General features: G+C 38.0%; 17 protein-coding genes and 1 pseudogene. 10 read left to right on the top strand and 8 right to left on the bottom strand.

The window, feature by feature from the left end:
* Window positions 1-79: 79 nt before the first annotated feature.
* Window positions 80-2,779 (bottom strand): cation-transporting P-type ATPase, encoded by a 2,700-nt coding sequence (locus tag HMJ38_RS22560; protein WP_194976712.1) that lies wholly within the window; start codon window positions 2,777-2,779, stop codon window positions 80-82.
* Window positions 2,780-3,275: 496 nt separating this feature from the next.
* On the bottom strand, window positions 3,276-3,728 hold the full coding sequence (locus tag HMJ38_RS22555) for an SRPBCC domain-containing protein (RefSeq protein WP_194976711.1): 453 nt from the start codon (window positions 3,726-3,728) through the stop codon (window positions 3,276-3,278).
* A 214-nt stretch (window positions 3,729-3,942) separates the two neighbouring features.
* On the opposite strand from HMJ38_RS22555, the gene HMJ38_RS22550 reads away from it, so the two are divergent.
* Window positions 3,943-4,251: a nucleotidyltransferase family protein gene (locus HMJ38_RS22550; protein WP_194976710.1), complete on the top strand. Its 309-nt coding sequence runs from the start codon at window positions 3,943-3,945 to the stop codon at window positions 4,249-4,251.
* A gap of 172 nt (window positions 4,252-4,423) precedes the next feature.
* Here HMJ38_RS22550 and HMJ38_RS22545 read toward each other — a convergent pair whose 3' ends face one another.
* Window positions 4,424-6,130, bottom strand: a complete 1,707-nt coding sequence (locus HMJ38_RS22545; protein WP_194976709.1) for an amidohydrolase — start codon at window positions 6,128-6,130, stop codon at window positions 4,424-4,426.
* A 146-nt stretch (window positions 6,131-6,276) separates the two neighbouring features.
* On the opposite strand from HMJ38_RS22545, the gene HMJ38_RS22540 reads away from it, so the two are divergent.
* The 4 genes and pseudogenes from HMJ38_RS22540 to HMJ38_RS22525 all read left to right on the top strand — a co-directional run.
* Window positions 6,277-6,942 carry a hypothetical protein gene (locus tag HMJ38_RS22540; protein WP_194976708.1) on the top strand — a complete coding sequence of 222 codons (666 nt, stop codon included), beginning with the start codon at window positions 6,277-6,279 and terminating at the stop codon, window positions 6,940-6,942.
* Window positions 6,943-7,215: 273 nt separating this feature from the next.
* On the top strand, window positions 7,216-8,007 hold the full coding sequence (locus HMJ38_RS22535) for a hypothetical protein (RefSeq protein ID WP_194976707.1): 792 nt from the start codon (window positions 7,216-7,218) through the stop codon (window positions 8,005-8,007).
* A 346-nt stretch (window positions 8,008-8,353) separates the two neighbouring features.
* The gene (locus HMJ38_RS22530; protein WP_194976706.1) at window positions 8,354-8,533 is read left to right on the top strand and encodes a hypothetical protein; all 180 of its coding nucleotides are present in this window, start codon (window positions 8,354-8,356) and stop codon (window positions 8,531-8,533) included.
* Window positions 8,534-8,634: 101 nt separating this feature from the next.
* Window positions 8,635-8,805, top strand: a pseudogene (locus HMJ38_RS22525) (type II toxin-antitoxin system RelE/ParE family toxin); the annotation flags it as partial.
* A 474-nt stretch (window positions 8,806-9,279) separates the two neighbouring features.
* Here HMJ38_RS22525 and HMJ38_RS22520 read toward each other — a convergent pair.
* The gene (locus HMJ38_RS22520) at window positions 9,280-9,792 is read right to left on the bottom strand and encodes an REP-associated tyrosine transposase (RefSeq protein ID WP_228780217.1); all 513 of its coding nucleotides are present in this window, start codon (window positions 9,790-9,792) and stop codon (window positions 9,280-9,282) included.
* A gap of 211 nt (window positions 9,793-10,003) precedes the next feature.
* On the opposite strand from HMJ38_RS22520, the gene HMJ38_RS22515 reads away from it, so the two are divergent.
* The 4 genes from HMJ38_RS22515 (at window position 10,004) to HMJ38_RS22500 (ending at window position 11,439) form a co-directional block, all read left to right on the top strand.
* Window positions 10,004-10,681, top strand: coding sequence for a hypothetical protein (locus HMJ38_RS22515; RefSeq protein WP_194976704.1), 678 nt, complete (start codon window positions 10,004-10,006; stop codon window positions 10,679-10,681).
* 121 nt (window positions 10,682-10,802) lie between these two features.
* Window positions 10,803-10,937, top strand: coding sequence for a DUF6364 family protein (locus tag HMJ38_RS25820; RefSeq protein ID WP_394355079.1), 135 nt, complete (start codon window positions 10,803-10,805; stop codon window positions 10,935-10,937).
* Between the two features lie 30 nt (window positions 10,938-10,967).
* Window positions 10,968-11,192 (top strand): hypothetical protein, encoded by a 225-nt coding sequence (locus tag HMJ38_RS22505; RefSeq protein ID WP_194976702.1) that lies wholly within the window; start codon window positions 10,968-10,970, stop codon window positions 11,190-11,192.
* Window positions 11,173-11,439, top strand: a complete 267-nt coding sequence (locus HMJ38_RS22500) for a type II toxin-antitoxin system RelE family toxin (RefSeq protein WP_194976701.1) — start codon at window positions 11,173-11,175, stop codon at window positions 11,437-11,439. The genes HMJ38_RS22505 and HMJ38_RS22500 overlap by 20 nt, the downstream gene beginning before the upstream one ends.
* 1 nt (window position 11,440) lies before the next feature.
* Here the strand turns inward: HMJ38_RS22500 and HMJ38_RS22495 are convergent, their stop codons facing one another.
* The 3 genes from HMJ38_RS22495 to HMJ38_RS22485 are packed head-to-tail and all read right to left on the bottom strand — an operon-like array spanning window position 11,441 to window position 14,428.
* Window positions 11,441-12,370 (bottom strand): NAD-dependent epimerase/dehydratase family protein, encoded by a 930-nt coding sequence (locus HMJ38_RS22495; protein ID WP_194976700.1) that lies wholly within the window; start codon window positions 12,368-12,370, stop codon window positions 11,441-11,443.
* A 47-nt stretch (window positions 12,371-12,417) separates the two neighbouring features.
* Window positions 12,418-13,869 carry an aldo/keto reductase gene (locus HMJ38_RS22490; RefSeq protein WP_194976699.1) on the bottom strand — a complete coding sequence of 484 codons (1,452 nt, stop codon included), beginning with the start codon at window positions 13,867-13,869 and terminating at the stop codon, window positions 12,418-12,420.
* Between the two features lie 25 nt (window positions 13,870-13,894).
* Entirely contained in the window at window positions 13,895-14,428 is a 534-nt protein-coding gene (locus HMJ38_RS22485; RefSeq protein ID WP_194976698.1) for a hypothetical protein, read from the bottom strand.
* A gap of 284 nt (window positions 14,429-14,712) precedes the next feature.
* Here HMJ38_RS22485 and HMJ38_RS22480 point away from each other — a divergent pair, with 284 nt between their 5' ends.
* Window positions 14,713-14,913, top strand: coding sequence for a DUF4177 domain-containing protein (locus tag HMJ38_RS22480; RefSeq protein ID WP_084122690.1), 201 nt, complete (start codon window positions 14,713-14,715; stop codon window positions 14,911-14,913).
* 279 nt (window positions 14,914-15,192) lie between these two features.
* On the opposite strand, the gene HMJ38_RS22475 is transcribed toward HMJ38_RS22480, so the two are convergent.
* On the bottom strand, window positions 15,193-16,065 hold the full coding sequence (locus HMJ38_RS22475; RefSeq protein ID WP_194976697.1) for a TraB/GumN family protein: 873 nt from the start codon (window positions 16,063-16,065) through the stop codon (window positions 15,193-15,195).
* Window positions 16,066-16,429 lie beyond the last annotated feature (364 nt).

Below are 16,429 nucleotides of genomic sequence, written 5' to 3'. Positions count from 1 at the left end.
AACATCCGTCATCAGACATCGGTCAAAATAAGCCAAACAGGTGTCCTTTCCATCATCCCAGTCAAACTGAGTTAGACCTTCATTTCTTTGAAAGGATAAAGCGAATGCGTTTCTCTATCGTTACGATAATAAACAATGCCACAGATACACCGATAATTCTCCACCATGAGTCCATTTGCAAGGGACTGGAATTGAAAAGGGTGTTCATGACCGAGGTATAGATATAGAGCAATTGGAAAAAGATCATGGCTCCAATGCCAATAAAGATCCATTTGTTTGTAAAAAAACCAATTTCAGACAAAGGCCTAACCATAGAGCGGCAGTTGAACAGATAAGCAGCTTCCATAAAAATAAATACGCTTGTTGCAACAGTCTGACCATAGGAAAGCGATTGGCCAAGGAATTCCACCTCATATATATACAATCCAAAAGCAGATATCATCATCAAGGTACCAACCAATAGCGTCCGCATGATAAGATCCGTGGTAAGGATTGGCTGCTTAGAAGGTCTGGGTGGTCTATCCATAATTCCAGGCTCTTTTGGTTCAAATGCCAACATCAATCCCAGTAAGATTGCTGTGGTCATGTTGATCCAAAGTAATTGTACCGGTAGAATGGGAAGTTGAGAACCAATGACCACTGCGGCAAGGATAACAAGCCCTTCACCTAGATTGGTGGGAAGGGTCCACACGATAAACTTTGTCAGATTATCAAACACGCCACGCCCTTCTTCGACTGCGCCTTCTATTGAGGAGAAATTGTCATCAGTCAAAACCATATCCGAAGCATCCTTTGCCACATCGGTTCCAGTTATCCCCATGGCAACACCAATATTTGCTTGTTTCAGGGCAGGTCCATCATTGACACCATCTCCCGTCATCGCTACTATTTTGCCTCTTTCCTGTAGTGCCTTTACAAGTCGGAGTTTCTGGTCCGGTGATACCCTTGCAAAAACAGCCACTGATTCTGCAGCATCAGCAAAATCCCCGTTATCCAACGACTGAAGTTCCTTGCCATTTAAGGCTTTGAGCATACCATTTTCTCTCTGACCTCGCAATCCAATCTGATCGGCAATGGAAGCAGCAGTGACGGCATGGTCACCTGTTATCATTTTCACATCTATGCCTGCTTTTTGACAAAGTGCTACTGCTTCAATAGCTTCTTTTCTAGGCGGATCAATCATTCCTTGGATACCCAGAAAAACCATTTCTGAATTCACGTCATCATGGTTTACCCTTTCGAGGTCATTAGAGGGAGCTTTCATTGCAAAACCCAATACCCGAAGACCCTGAGCAGCCAATTCCTCTACTTTGGTAAGTATTTTGGTTTTGTCCAAAGCAACCAGTTTACCATGTTCATCATACATTCCGGAACACCTTTCCAAAATTGCCTCAGATGCACCTTTCATAAAAATAATGTGCTGTTCACCACCGTGAAGGGTTGCCATATACTGGTATTCGGATTCAAAAGGAATGCTACTTTTTCTAGGCATTGAATTCTCAAGGTCTTCAATTTTGAATCCAGATTTAAAACCTGAAACCAATAAGGCCCCTTCGGTGGGTTCACCTTCAATCATCCATACTCCATTTTTTTCTTTTAATGCACTGTCATTGCACAGTAGACCAGCTTGTAAACAAAGGGAAAGCGATTTGTGCAGTTCAAGGTTAACAGGCTGTCCGTCCAATTCGATAGTTCCTTCAGGCTGGTAGCCAAGTCCTGTAACATCAAAGTATTTATCCCCGGCAAAAATCTTTTGAACCGTCATCTGATTTTCAGTCAACGTCCCTGTTTTATCTGAACAGATTACATTGGTGCTTCCCAAGGTCTCTACTGCGACAAGTTTTCGGATGATAGCCTTTCTCTTGGCCATTTTGGAAACACCCAAAGCCAACATGATGGTTACCGCCACCGGCAAACCTTCAGGGATGGCACCTACTGCAAGTGCGACCGCAACCATAAAAATTTCACCAAAAGATTCTCCACGAACTAATCCAACTACAATCAAGATGGAAGAAAGACCAATAATCACCCAAAGCAGTAAATGGCTGAAGCTTTTTATTTTTTGCGTCAAAGGGGTTTCTAAATCTTGTGCGCTTGCTATGGATTTCTGGATTTTACCTACTTCAGTATAATCTCCAGTTGCTACTACAATTCCCCGACCTTGGCCATAGGTGACATTTGTTGAGGAGAAGCCCATACAGAATCTGTCTCCTAAAACATTTTCCGAATCGACGGGATCAATATGTTTTTGGACCGGAACTGATTCACCGGTCAAAGCGGATTCATCAACCTGCATGTCCCGAAGTTCGAAAAGCCGGATATCAGCCGGGAATTTATCTCCTGAACGTAACAAAACTATATCACCGGGAACAATCTCCACTGCCTCAATTACCTGTTTTTTCCCATTTCTAATGACAGCAGCTTTTGAGGCAAGGCTTCCTTCAAGGGCATCTATTGCCTTGAGGGCTTTTGTCTCCTGAATATATCCGATAATGGCATTGATCAGGACAACGCCAAAGATGACCGCGGAATCAACAAATTCATTCAGAAAAAAAGTGACTGCTGTAGCAGCTAGAAGAATATAAATCAGAGGTTGATGGAACTGTAAGAGAAACCTTACAAAAGCACTTATTCTCTTTTTTTTGGTCAAGATGTTTTTCCCGTACTTATGGGTTTTTTCTTCCACCTCAGTGGAACTCAATCCTGTCTCAGTTGATACATCGAATATTTTTGCTACTTCCGATGCTTCAATGTTATGCCAATCGTATTCTTGATTCATAGGAATGCGGTTATTAATTTAAATAATGACTGTTTTTTTGGCATAACTAAAACTTAAGAAAGCAAAAAAGATTTGTAAAAGGATACTCAGTAGGGCTGAATCGGTTGGAAAATAGAAAGGGCATCTTATTGAAAATTGACTTAAATATTTCAAATGAAAAATAGTTAAATTTTAAGGGATGAACAAAATGATGATCAACTATTTTAATATTTGGCAATAAGAAAACCTGACCATGTGGCTGAGGTGTGGAACGTTTGTTTTTTCGATCTCAAAAACTGTAGGCAATTGAAATATTTAGCAGGCCAAATCTCCAATTGTCATCTCCAATTGTCATCTCCGATGCCATTTTCAAAAAAAGGATTCTATCTTGGATGTTTCTTCTTTTGATTGGCTTACAAAATCTTGAATAGCTTTAATGGTATTCATTTATCGGATAATTTCTCTAATTTAATTATAAAGTCCATCTAGAAATCAACATGCCCAACCAACAAGATGCTTATTCCTTTTTCATAAAATCAAAAGCTCCCTTTCTCAGGTTGATTCCATATTCCAAATAAGCCTTGAGACATGCCAAAAAATTGGACCAACCCTCTGTATTCCCCTTAAGCCAATTAATACCTGCTTCATCATTATCCATTTCTCCTTCAGTGATCCTGACCAAAGTAGAACCATCTTTTTGTGGCAGAAGATTGATTTCAACTTCCAATTCCTTTTCCCCAATATCCCAAGAAAAGGTGATCAGTTCGTTGGGTTTCATTTTACCTATTCTGATAGGTGAGGATTCCTCAAACTCCGGAAATTCCCACCAAACCGTTTTTCCTTCTTCCATTGGGCCGGTACTTTTGGAAATAAAATACACGCTCATTTTTGATGGATCAACAATGGCATCATATACTTCCTGAACAGGCTTTTTGATTTGTAAAGCGGCATTGATCTGTAGCTTTTTCATTTCTTGGAGGCTTTCAATTTTTTATTGATAATCCAACGACATCTATTAAATCCTATTCAATATACAAAAGACTATAGTCAATGGAATATTGGGATAATTAACAAGAATGCTATCAGGGCAGTTGCAAAACAAAATTCAATGTAAGAGAATCATACTTGAATCACAAAATAAAAAATATTGTATCTTCGCTAAGTATGGATGAGAAATTAAGAATATGGTTAATCAAGGAATTATAGATACTGTGAAAAAATACATCATGATTATTCCCAAAGACCTTGGGGTTAAAAGGGCATATATTTTTGGATCCTTTGCTAAAGGAATGGAAAAGGAAGGGAGTGACATAGATATTGCGTTGGTCCTTGAAAATATGCCTGATTTTTTCTCTACCCAAAGACAATTGATGAAATTAAGGAGGAAGATAGATCTACGAATTGAACCCCACCCAATAAAAGCGCAGGATTGGAATTCCTTGAATCCGTTTGCAACCGAAATCGAACAAACTGGAATTGAAATAAGAATTTGAATTTGAGATATAAATTCCATTTCTTAACTTTCTAAAAGTTGATTTTCAGTATATCTTTAAGTTCAATTAAAATACCAATCCCTCTTAGTCAAGTATCCTAAACTTTATGATTTGATCAGTCCCCTAATTTTCCAATTTTTAATCTTCCAATAAATTTCCTCTGCAACCACTTTCAATCCTCCAGATAAACAATCCTTCCTCCCACCACAGTCATTTTCACTTTCGAATCCAAGATTTCATTTTCAGGAATTTCCATGATATTTTTGTCAAAAACGGTGAAGTCAGCTGCTTTTCCAACCTCAATGGAGCCTTTGAAATTCTCCTCAAATTCCGCGAAGGCACCATCCAGGGTATAAGATTTCAGCGCCTGCTCCCTTGTCATTTTTTGATCAGGTTCATAACCTCCTTCAGGAAGCATTTTAAGGGTTTTTCGGGTTATAGAGGCATAGAAAGAGGGGATAGGATCCAATGGTTCCACAGGTGCATCAGTTCCGTTGGAAATGGTTGCTCCTGACTGAAGCAGTTTTTGCCAAACATATGCACCATCCTTGATCCGCTTCGCCCCTAGACGTCCGATGGCCCAGGGCCTGTCAGAACTCAGATGAATGGCCTGAATGGCTGCTATAACTCCCATTTCACCAAATCTCGTAATGTCATCCGGATGAATGTGCTGGGCGTGTTCTATTCGGAAGCGATGGTCAGTGATTTCCGGAAATTTGGAAAAGGCAGCTTCATAGCGGTCCAATACTTCCCGATTTGTTCTGTCCCCAATGGCATGTGCGCAAACCTGAAACCCTAATTGTAAACCTTTCTCTGATACTTCTGATACCAGTGAAATAGGCATGGTCTCGTGTCCTGTATGTCCGGGTTTGTCCTCATAATCTTCCAGTAGCCAAGCGCCCCAAGGTCCTAAAGCACCATCCATATTGAGTTTAATGGATCGTACAGTGACCATGTGGTCTTGATCTATATGAGGTCCTTTTTTATACCATTCCTGTATCAGTTCAGGCTGACGGCTGGAAAGCATGACATACAATCTTGAGGTGAGCCGGTCTTCTTCCTTAAACTGCTCCAAAAGGTCAATAAAATCCTGCCCGCTTCCTGCGTCATGAAAGGAGGTAATACCTTTTTCTGCCAATTCCAACAAGGCCAGTTCCAAAGCCTTTTCCCTTCTTTCAGGTGTATCTTCCGGAATCAGTTTCCTTACCAGTCCTGATGCCGTTTCCACCAATACCCCGGTAGGATTCCCCAACTCATCTCTTAACACTTCACCACCTTCGACTTCTTGCCTGGGATTTTCATTGCCCAGTGGCGTAATTCCCGCCATTTCCATTGCCTTTTGATTGACAAATGAGGCGTGTCCTGAAGCATGGGAGAGAAAAACCGGGTTATTGGGGGTGACGGCACTGAGCTGTTCATGGGTCTGGAAACCTTTTATGGTATTATCTGGCATTTTCAACCATTTATCCTGATGCCAGCCCCTGCCTGTTATCCATTCCCCGGGTTCAGCTTTAGCAGCAGCCTCGGCTACCTTTTCGATCAGTTCGTCATAGGTTTTGACATACATCAGGTCGATATCCAGTTTATTGTACCCAATTCCCATCAGGTGACCATGGGATTCGATAAATCCCGGGGTCATGGTTTTGCCCTGAAGGTCTATTGTTTCTGTATTCTTGCCAACAAATTCTTGGATTTCTTCGGTAGTCCCCACTGCCAGAATCAGCCCGTCTTTGACTGCCACCGCTTCCGTTTTGGGATTGGCTTCGTCCACGGTATAGACTATCCCATTGATATAAACCTGATCCGCAGGATTTTTTGGACCTGAGTTACAGGAAAAGAGGATTAAACCTAGAAGTCCGATGATGAATATGTTTTTCATAGCTATAATGTTCTCATCCAAAACTAGGAGATATAATCAGAAGTAGCAAAACCATTGATGTAATAGGGTGAGATTGCAAAATAGGTTAAATTGGGTTATATTTAAATACATAAAGTGTATCGAAAATGAAAAAATAAATTAAGAACATGTCTCATGAATCAACAGAAGTTTATAATTACCTAGTCTATTTGAAAAAATATCTTTTTGGTGATTTGGAGCTTTTTCGTGGACTAGCTAGAAATGCAGAAGCTGAAGAATTAAGGATTCGTGAAACTTCAATTGAAACTCATGTAATACCAACGACACAAAGCCCTAATTCATTTCTGTTTACGTTTGGGACTCCACTCATTTCAAGGTGTACAATTCCACATGCATCAGTATTGTTTTCAACAATAGACATTTTAGGATTTCTAATTAGAACAGAGCCTAATTATAAACGAACGACGAAAAATTTTAAAAATTTTTTTGAGTCATTATCACCTCCAATTACAGAGAATGAACTATCAGTATTGATAGAAGTTTACAGGCATGGAATAACACATAGTTATTTTCCTAAATTAGGATTAGAAATATCCTATCATTCTACAAATCCAACCGAAAGAATCATATTTAAGAATGAACTTGGTGACCTTGTTTTAAATATAAATGTTCTTGAGACTATTGTTACTGAACGATTAAGTGAGCTAATAAATAAGTCCGAACTTTACAATAACATGGACAATCAATATAGGATTTTAGTTGAAGGATATGAAAATGGATGCAGGACAATAATTAATTTACTTAAATCGAGACTGCAAAATTCTGAATTATGAAAATTTTAAAACTATGACTACATACGAAATAATTTCATTGATAAAAGAATGCATAAAAAAGGCTCAAGTCTTCTCTAATAATTTAGGTGGATCAACTTCATTTCATTGAAACTATTTAATTAATTGCATCAATGAAAATAATTTTTACCTACAGATATTCAAATAGCTCTTTTAAAATGAACGAATTAAAAGAAATCGAATATGGTGATGGGGATGTGATAATTTTAACTAAATATTATAAATATTAACAACAATTACATCAGAGCATAAATTATGGCACCTAGTTATTCAAAAACAGTAATTTTGCTTTTAATCCACATCATACTTCAATTTTCTTGTAATTATAAAAATAGTTCAAAAATGAGTGGGCATGATATTATTGTTGAAGAAGAAATGTCTAAAGACACATTGGTAGTAGATAAAGAATCAACTATTCAATTAAATGAGATTGATATTGAAATGATCGGAAGCATAAGTGACTCAACATTTGATTATCGTTTAAAATCTTTTGATAATATTTACTTTGGAAGCCATGATAACAGATTTAGGGACAAAGTGAAGCTATTAAATTTTACATTCACTACTTTTCCACAAGAGCACCAATATTATGGTTTATATAAATTATACTTATCGTCTGAGTTAGACTTTCAGGAAAAAACAGAACTTTTATTAGAAGAAATCTCAATCTTACTTGATCAAAAATATGGGAAAGGGGTAAAGGTTGGAAAATTAGTAAAGCAGGGACCATCGGCGCTTTTTGTCTATCGTGCAAGCACACTTTTTGGAGAAAAGTTTAAAGAAGAAGATATCCCTAAAGATGAAGACAATAATTTTATTCACAAAACATGGGAAAATAGTGAAGTAGAAATCAAAATTGGATATGTAATAAGTTACAATTTAACCGAGAATAAAATGGATCCCAAAGGATATAGTTTTGAAAAAGTATACAAACCATACATTGATTTATCCAATAAATATTTGATTTCCCTGATTTCAAATTCTAATGTGACTGAATTTGAAATAAATAGAAAAAAAAGGCTAAAAGAAAACAAATCTAAATTTTAAAGCAAACAAGCCCCTCTCTGAATGTATTCTAACTTTTAGCGGTGCCTTGGTGTAGTTTACCATCCCTACAAGCGGGCCTAAAGCTAAAATATCCGTATCAGCTGATATTTCTTTACGCTTTGTCCTACCCCTGTATTCCAACCTTTCGTATTGCTATCGGGATATAATTGGAATTCAGCACATGATCACCAAAAACCAATTCAATCAAAGCTATTTATTCTGAGTAATTTCTGGTTTTGGACGAACTTGAATTGAGTTTTTTTGATCAGCCCAGTCGGACAGGGACTAAAAAATAAGGCTGGAAAAAAATATATTCGTATCTTGAGTTTGATTAACACAAAATACAATGAAAAAGTCACAATTATTGGAAACTATTCAGGATATGCCGGAAGAATTTTCTGTAGATGAACTAATGGAGAAATTACTGATTTTGCAGAAAATAGAAGAAGGACAACAACAAATTCTGGATGGGAAATTTTTTTCAGAGGAAGAAGCTAAACTGAAACTGGAAAAATGGTTAAAATAATCTGGGCAGAAAGGGCAATTGACGATTTGACCAATATCGGAAATTATAGCAGCAGGTTCTCAGATAAATATGCCTCCTCAATTATTTAGAAACTCTTCAACAAAGTGAATATTTTAAAAAAGATGCCTAAAATTGGAAGGGTGGTACCAGAAAAGAATGATGAGAATGTTAGAGAATTGATAGAAGGTAATCATCGAATCATTTATGAGTTGAGAAGTGATGAACAAATTGAAGTGTTGATGGTCCATCATTCATCAAGACCCCTAGAATAATTTTTCTATTTCCTTGAATTATCATATTTTCAATTCATTTTTTGTCTTTTAAAGTGAGAAATAAAGCCCTTTCTGGGTGTAATCTAGCTTTCGGAGCTGACTGGGTTTAGTTTGGCATCCCCACAAGCTGGCCCAAAGCTAAAATATCCGTATCAGCGGATATTTCTTTACGCTTTGTCCTACCCTCATATTCCAACCAATTTGCAATTGGAATTTAACGCAGGATCACCAAAAACTACTTCAATCGAACCTATTTATTCTGAGAATTTTCCGGCACTTGAATGGTATTAAAAACACCCATCATCACTGGAATTACAAATTCCAAGGATAGAAATGGTGTAGATACAATCTACACCCAGCGCCCTCGCAAATATATAATCCCCACTAGGTTTAATCTAGCGTTTGGTGCGTCTGGGTGTAGTTTGTAACCACTCTAATATACCAACCAATTTACAATTGGAAATCAATGCATGATCACCAATAATCCACTTCAATCAAACCTTTTAATCCAGAGTAGTTTCGGGCACTAGAATATAAATAATCTTCAGGCTTTTCCACAATTCCGGCACTTACAGGATTTTCATGAATATAATTCATTCTGGTTTCGATCATTTCAGGACGATAAAGTTCAATGGCATGGTTCTCATGTGTCCAGAATTGTACTTCACCTGACCTTTTGTTGAATTTGGCATGATAAGAAAAAACCATCTTCAACCACTCTTTCCTGCTTTCTTGTGGATTTTCTTGAATCATTTTTAGCAATTTCTTGCTGGTAAATTTTTTGAAATCACGGACCCAATCGGACAATTTTCCATCTTTCTGTTGAACGACTAAGTGAATGTGGTTTGTCATAATTACGAACCCGAATAAATATAGTCCCTTTTCTTTCCTGCAATATGTCAGATTTTCCAAAATAAAATCCCTGTAATCTTTTCTTGAAAAAACATCAGCCCATCCAACTACTTGGAAAGTCAAAAAATACGGCATTTCTTAGTCTCTAATTTGAAAAGCTTCTCCCATAACTAAAAATATTTCATCTATACTGGAATTACAAATTCCAAGGATAAAAAAGGTGTAGTTACAATCTACACCTAGCGCCCTCGCCACTCAATATCTGCCTAGTGACTTCAGATATATCCGAGTTAATCCCTTAATTGATAAAGATTACTTACTAACTTGTACAAAATTTAAAAAAACTATGAAATTTCAAATAAAAATCAATTCATTCAAAACTTTAGATGAGGTTTCAGATTATTGGTCAACAGCGGATTATATTGAATTATTGGGTCTATTTGGATTTCCTGATGCTGAAAGTTCGGATGAAGATTCATTGCGGGAGTTGTTGATGATGGCCATAACCGATTATGAACCCAATGAAGCTGCTGCCATTGTTTTGGAATATAAGCTGAGTGATGATTTGAACAAAGGGCAGATAGAACAGATTTCAAATGACATGTTGCTGGATAAGATAGCCGAGGAATACCCGGAGATCAATCTTCACGGCACCCTTTTTCACATCAACCAACTGTTGTATAAAGCCTTTAATGGCAAATTCCCCAACACCAAAGCCAGTCAGTTTGAGTGTACCATTACCCCTCTTGGAAAAGATGAGGATATTGAATTGACGAAAGAAGTCACGCTCAAATTATTGAGTGAAGGACTTTCCGACAGCAATCTGATCAAGAGGTTGTTTGGAGATAAGATGACAGGCGCAACTCCTTTTCCGGAAGCGGAAGACATTCTATGGGATTTGGCAACAACAGATGGACAGAATTTTAAAATCCTGACTTCAGAATATTGGTTGAGTCAAGATGATTTGGTAGCTGAGGAATTTGAAGGAAATTATGAAAAGCCAGAGGAAATCGAAGAGGATTAAAGCTTATATTGAGTAGTTTCTGGAACTTGGAAAAAACCCATTAAAAGATGATGCCTGATCGTTTTGTCTGATCTTTTTCAATACGAATAACTGTTGGAACACGTATATCAATGCCAGACCAATGAAAGCTAAATTGACACTGACCATAAAAAAGAGCGTCATTGATGCCGCCAAAAGGAGGGCAAAGAACAAAGGAATATCCCTTTCGCGGATGTTTTTGAACGACATTGGATTTTGTGAAATTAATTTTCAATAATTTTGTACATTTAATTGATTTTCAAAAAATATGGAAGAGATAAAGAAAAAATATATCATTGATGAATCTTCAAAGAAGGTAGCTGTGCAAATTGACATCAATGATTATGAAAAACTTGAGCAACTAATTGAAGATTATGCTCTTGGTAAATACATGGAGGAAAATGATCCTACTGAAGTTCTTACATTAAATGAAGCGAGAGTACTTTATGAGAAAATGAAAACCGAAGAAAAAGGTGGAAATACAGGTAAATAAACAGTTTTTGAAGGATCTTTTGAAAATTCCGATTCCAACTAGAGAAAAAATAGAAATATTGGTTTTTGAGGAGGCTGAATCTTACAAATCTTTAGAAGAAACTGGATTGTTTATCAAGTTAAAAGGATACAAGAATTTTTATCGGGCAAGATTTGGGGAATATAGAATTGGAGTTCAATATTCGAATGGTAAAATTATTTTTGAAAGAGCTCTTCACAGAAAAGATATTTACAAATTTTTCCCATAAGCTACTCAAGGCATTTTCTCAACCCTTCTTCCAATTCAATAGGTTTGAGCCCAAACGCCTTTTCAATCTTAGAGGAATCAAAACAATAAGCCTGATCCAACTGATACCTTAATTCCTTAACTTCTTTCAAAACAGGGATAAAGAGAGAAACCAAATTGAGCATAAAGGGGCCAAGAATCTGAAGTTTCGGCTCAACCCCAAGATGTTTGGCAATGATGTCTACAGCTTCCTGTCCTGTGGGATAAGCCTTGGAGGTTGGTAAATGCCACACTTGATTCCAGGCATCTTTCTGTTGTGCTAAAAATGCGGTGGCATAGGCTGCATCCGGGATATAAGTAAAGGAATGTTTTTTGTCGCCTGCATAAAGCCATTGAGCGGTTTTTCCGACTTTCATGCGGTTGATAACCGATTCATTGAGGAAGCTCAGTTTTGCTCCCGGGCCGTAAAAGTCCGCTGCCCTGACGATCATGGCAGTTAGTTGACCTGAACTTATTTCGTCCAAGATCATTTGTGCAATTTTAGCCCTAACTTTCCCTTTTTTGCTTTGGGGATTGACAGGAATTTCCTCAGTTAGGTGACCGACATGTGATGGATCATAGCAGTACATGTTGTCAAAAAACACCAATTTTGCCCCATGTTTTTTGCATGCTTCAATGGTGTTTTTCATGATAATAGGCCACTGTTCCTGCCAAATTTTGGTTTTGTAAGTGATGCCGGAAACAAGATAGACAATATCAGAACCCTTAACTACCTCATCTAACTCGCCTTGATTCAAAAGATCAGCCTTCATCAATTGGTCTTTTGGGTTGATTTTCGAAGGATTGCGGCTGACCAATCGGATATTGTCAGTGTAGGCGGTCAGGTCTTTGGCCAAAGAAGTTCCGATGTTACCTGTCGAACCAAGGATGGTGTGGAGGGTAGAATTTACCATTTTTTTTATTGACAATTTAGGAATTAATTCACTATTAAATGAAATCATCAAACCTTATAATACTCCACAAATCTCCCATCAAAACCGGCCACTTTTTCTATTAGGGCCATTCGCTTCTTTTCGTCCAAAGCTTTAAACTTTCTAGCCAGGTCGATTTTTTCCTGAAGCATTTCTGAATGGTCGGCACCAGTCACCAAAACCGATATCGGAAGAGACCAAGAGAAGTAAAGGGCTTCTTCGACAGTCAGCGCATTGGGAACAATTCTAGGTTTGTCTCCATGGCTAAAGTGGGAAGTACCTCCAAAAAACCCACCATTTGCCAAGGTTTTCATGGCAATTGGAGCCATATCTTTTTTGAGCAATTGGGGAAGGACGTTGTTGATAAAGCTTTTGTAATTGGGGTCAAAGGCATTGATGGGCATCTGACAGACCTGAAGGGCATCGGTCCGTTCCAGCATCCTTTGATGGGCTTTGTAATCTGAATGACCGGAGAAACCTACATATTTCACCTTTCCGCTTTTCTGGGCTTCCAATACCACATCAAGCACACCGTTTTTGATTCTATTGTCCACATCTGATGGACTTCCCACCGCATGGATAAACCAAAGGTCCAAGTAATCGGTATTCATTCTTTTCAAGGTGCCTTCCAGATGTTCTTTCATAGTTTTGGCATCTCTAGCGGTTGATTTACTTTGGATAAAGGCGACGTCACGGTATTTTGGGGTTAGAAACATGCCATATCGTTTTTCCGATAAGCCATTACCGTATGATTCAGCATTATCAAAAAATCTCACCCCACCTGCCAGTGCTGTCTCGATGGTTTTTTGGGCTTCCTTTTCACTCATTCGGGCAATATGTGCCCCACCCAAGCCCAACATGGTGACTGATGTACCTGTTTTTCCGAATTTCCGTTTGGGAAGCAGTTCACCTAATCGATCCCTTTCAGGAGTGCTTCTGGTAGCAAGTATATTTCCGAAAGCATCAGTCAATGGTTTTCCGGAAAGGGGAAGCATCATTCCTGCAGTCAATCCTGCCAATGATTTGAGGAAGGCTCTCCTGTCTTTTGGTTCTTCCGAGTTTGAGATTTCCTGGGTTTTCCATGGCCAATCCACACATGTGTTGATTTCCGGGAACAGTACATGGTCCGCTTTTCCCTTGAAAACAAATGTGACCACTTCGTAGCCTTGCAGTTTTTCTTTGACAGTTTGCAGAGTTTGGCCTGTAACCAACACGTCATCCACCAATAAAATTTTAGAGCCTTTCTCCACGGGTACCTTCAAATCCTCCAATAAAACCGGCATTTCTCTTTGCGGCGTATTTTCATCATCACGGTAGTTGACTTGAACTACCAATAATTTTGCCCCCATTTTTTGAGCGACCATTTGGGCAGGTATGGCACCACCTCTCCCAATTCCGATGACCAAATCTGCATGGGGAATGGGGTAGCTGTTCAGTCTTTGTTGGATGAGGGTTAGGGTTAAGGGTTGTTTGGTTGCCATGATTGAAGAAGGTTTTTGGTAGGATTTATTTTGAGATTTCCCAAGTTGGATTTCCGTATTTCAGAAGCAGGAAATTCAACAAAAACAATATCCCGATACCCGGTAATGCACGGGATAGAGAACCAAGGAAAAACTCCATCGGCGCAGCAGGCATGAAGGGGATGACAAACAGCAGCAGGGAAGAAATCACTTTAGCGCCAATATATCCAAAAGGTGCTGCTATCCATTTTAAGGTTTTATGGTTGAGCAGGAGAAAGGCAATTCCTGTAAATAATACCAACTCCAAAGTAAGTACCATCAAAAATCCCCAATTCGGATTACCGGTAACCAGAAAATTGAGCAAAGGTGCCAGTATGGCTATTGGTAGGGCCACCTTCCAATCATACCAAAAGAGAGCAATGAATGGAATATAAAACATGGGTAGGAGATAGGCCCCGATGGGAAAGCCATTATGCGGGGGAATCAGATGAATTATAAATGGAAAAAAAACAGCGGCCATTAAAATCACAGCGGTGGTTTTGATCCAGGAAATGCTTCCGGGTTTGCTGACGGTGTCCATATTGAAGGGGATTTGTTGGAAGACATAATTTAAGGAATAATGGGGGAAAATTTATTATTTTTGAAAAAAAGCGAAGACCATGGCGAAACTCATTTTGGAAATAGAAGATAAAAAGCTGAAATTCTTCAAAGAAATTCTTCAAAATTTTTCCTTTGTAAAGATCGAAGAAAGCCAAGTATTTTGTGTTTCATATTTTTTTGGGGAAAAAATCAATAGCAGTAAAATTTATTAGTTAATATTACTAATCATTTGTTATCAGTTTTTTAAATCCAAAATTACTGTTTATGAAATCATACAAAGTTGAATCTCTGATTTATTACACCAAAATAACTTCTGATTCCAAGCATATCGTTAAAAAGTCACAAGAAGAAATTCAATCAAAATTGGATGAATATGCTCAAAAAGGTTATCGTTTGGCCTCCACAAATTCTACAAGTTTTGGAATGGCCATTTACGTTTACCTATACTTTGAAAAAGATGAATAATTTGATTCATTTTGGTGTGGTTTAAAATTTTTTCTGACACTGTTTGGTATCCTAAAAACCTTCGGAAATTGATTCCTAATAAAGGAAATTCTTGAGGGCACAAATTTCGACATAAAGGGAGGTTTATGAAGAAACGAACATCGAAAAAAATGAATCGCGAACTTTAACTGAAAAGACAATTTCTTATTTCTATTAAGGAGGAAAACCTTCGAGGTCTAGAAAAAGACCTCAAAGGTTACCACCTTCATCCTTTTTAAAACCTCCTTACCCTTCATCAGGTTATTTCACAGCTTCTACCGTATACCCTGCTTTTCTCAATAAAGCTATCACCCCCGTTTCTGAAGCCAAGTGACCGCTTCCTACTGCAATGAAAGTTGACTGCTGATGAATCAGCTCTTCAATGACAGGTATCCAATTGGCATTTCTGTCGGCCAATAGCAAATCACCATATTCCTTGAACATATCATTATCGGTGATTAGACGATAAAGTCCTTCGATATCTTCTTCCAAATAAGCGGCCACCAAACTTTCAAATTCTTCCATGCCATCATCTTCCGTAACAAGCTTTGCGAGGTCCTCTATTTGTATTCTTTGAGGTATTTCATCAAAAATCCCTACCTGAAAGGCGACAGTCTCCAAGCCCACCATTTCTATTTGCCGGTCTTTGGCTTTTTCTACAAAAAACATCTCATAGCTGCTTTGTTGTTCACAGGGCAGCATTTTGAGCATGACCATGGAAGATAGGACAAAGGGTTTTAAAATACCCAATTGATCTAATCCTACACCATAGGATTTGGTTAGAAACTCATCCATTGCAGCAGCTTGTTCGGTTGTTAAATCGCCTTTGATGTTTTTGAAGTCTTTGTTGACAGAAAGCTGTTGCATCTCTGCCATGATATTCGGATCCGTCATGTTCAGCTCCAAAGCGATTTTCCGGGTAGATTCCAGGGCATTTTCGATCCTTTCATCCATAAAGAACTGATCTTGGCAAATGATATGGATAGTGCCGAAGAGATAGGATTCTTTTTCAAGTCCTTTTCCGGAAATTTTCCACAATAGTGATTTTTCATCACCTTCATTGGCAATGACATTAAAAAACAAGAACACCAAAAGTATGCTGGCGATTAAGGATTTTGAATGGACTGTTTTCATATCAAAATAATTTATTAAGTTTTATCGGACCAAAAATAGAGCCCAAGTAAAACAATTGTTGCTTAATATACAGAAGCGCACAAATTTGCATTATAAACGCAGGTATTAATTACCAACCTCCTTTTATTTTCATAACATAACCAAATCTCTTCATAGTAAAATCAAGGAGTTGTTCTATAACGGGAAACGGTGAGCCCACCTATTATTATTGTCAACAGTAATAAATGTCACAGAATAATTGCTCATAATCCCTCACTTTTGATTCTATCAATTACATTGGGTAAATCCGATCTATACAAAAAGCCTTTATTATTTCTATAAAATCGGTTGATTGGAATCAGAATACAAACTCAAATCAATCAAA

Origin of the sequence: Aquiflexum lacus, assembly GCF_015476655.1 — a bacterium.
Classification (GTDB): domain Bacteria; phylum Bacteroidota; class Bacteroidia; order Cytophagales; family Cyclobacteriaceae; genus Aquiflexum; species Aquiflexum lacus.
Note: the sequence above shows the minus strand (reverse complement) of the source record. Positions and strands in the feature narration are given on the sequence as shown.

What these genes read in the sequence shown, in the direction of transcription:
- HMJ38_RS22545 (WP_194976709.1), bottom strand. Translation starts at nt 6,130, where the DNA reads ATGAAAAACATATTCATCATCGGACTTCTAGGTTTAATCCTCTTTTCC.
- HMJ38_RS22505 (WP_194976702.1), top strand. Translation starts at nt 10,968, where the DNA reads ATGGAAGAGATAAAGAAAAAATATATCATTGATGAATCTTCAAAGAAG.
- HMJ38_RS22550 (WP_194976710.1), top strand. Translation starts at nt 3,943, where the DNA reads ATGGTTAATCAAGGAATTATAGATACTGTGAAAAAATACATCATGATT.
- HMJ38_RS22535 (WP_194976707.1), top strand. Translation starts at nt 7,216, where the DNA reads ATGGCACCTAGTTATTCAAAAACAGTAATTTTGCTTTTAATCCACATC.
- HMJ38_RS22560 (WP_194976712.1), bottom strand. Translation starts at nt 2,779, where the DNA reads ATGAATCAAGAATACGATTGGCATAACATTGAAGCATCGGAAGTAGCA.
- HMJ38_RS22540 (WP_194976708.1), top strand. Translation starts at nt 6,277, where the DNA reads ATGTCTCATGAATCAACAGAAGTTTATAATTACCTAGTCTATTTGAAA.
- HMJ38_RS22530 (WP_194976706.1), top strand. Translation starts at nt 8,354, where the DNA reads ATGAAAAAGTCACAATTATTGGAAACTATTCAGGATATGCCGGAAGAA.
- HMJ38_RS22490 (WP_194976699.1), bottom strand. Translation starts at nt 13,869, where the DNA reads ATGGCAACCAAACAACCCTTAACCCTAACCCTCATCCAACAAAGACTG.
- HMJ38_RS22495 (WP_194976700.1), bottom strand. Translation starts at nt 12,370, where the DNA reads ATGGTAAATTCTACCCTCCACACCATCCTTGGTTCGACAGGTAACATC.
- HMJ38_RS22485 (WP_194976698.1), bottom strand. Translation starts at nt 14,428, where the DNA reads ATGGACACCGTCAGCAAACCCGGAAGCATTTCCTGGATCAAAACCACC.
- HMJ38_RS22515 (WP_194976704.1), top strand. Translation starts at nt 10,004, where the DNA reads ATGAAATTTCAAATAAAAATCAATTCATTCAAAACTTTAGATGAGGTT.
- HMJ38_RS22520 (WP_228780217.1), bottom strand. Translation starts at nt 9,792, where the DNA reads ATGCCGTATTTTTTGACTTTCCAAGTAGTTGGATGGGCTGATGTTTTT.
- HMJ38_RS22475 (WP_194976697.1), bottom strand. Translation starts at nt 16,065, where the DNA reads ATGAAAACAGTCCATTCAAAATCCTTAATCGCCAGCATACTTTTGGTG.
- HMJ38_RS25820 (WP_394355079.1), top strand. Translation starts at nt 10,803, where the DNA reads ATGAAAGCTAAATTGACACTGACCATAAAAAAGAGCGTCATTGATGCC.
- HMJ38_RS22555 (WP_194976711.1), bottom strand. Translation starts at nt 3,728, where the DNA reads ATGAAAAAGCTACAGATCAATGCCGCTTTACAAATCAAAAAGCCTGTT.
- HMJ38_RS22480 (WP_084122690.1), top strand. Translation starts at nt 14,713, where the DNA reads ATGAAATCATACAAAGTTGAATCTCTGATTTATTACACCAAAATAACT.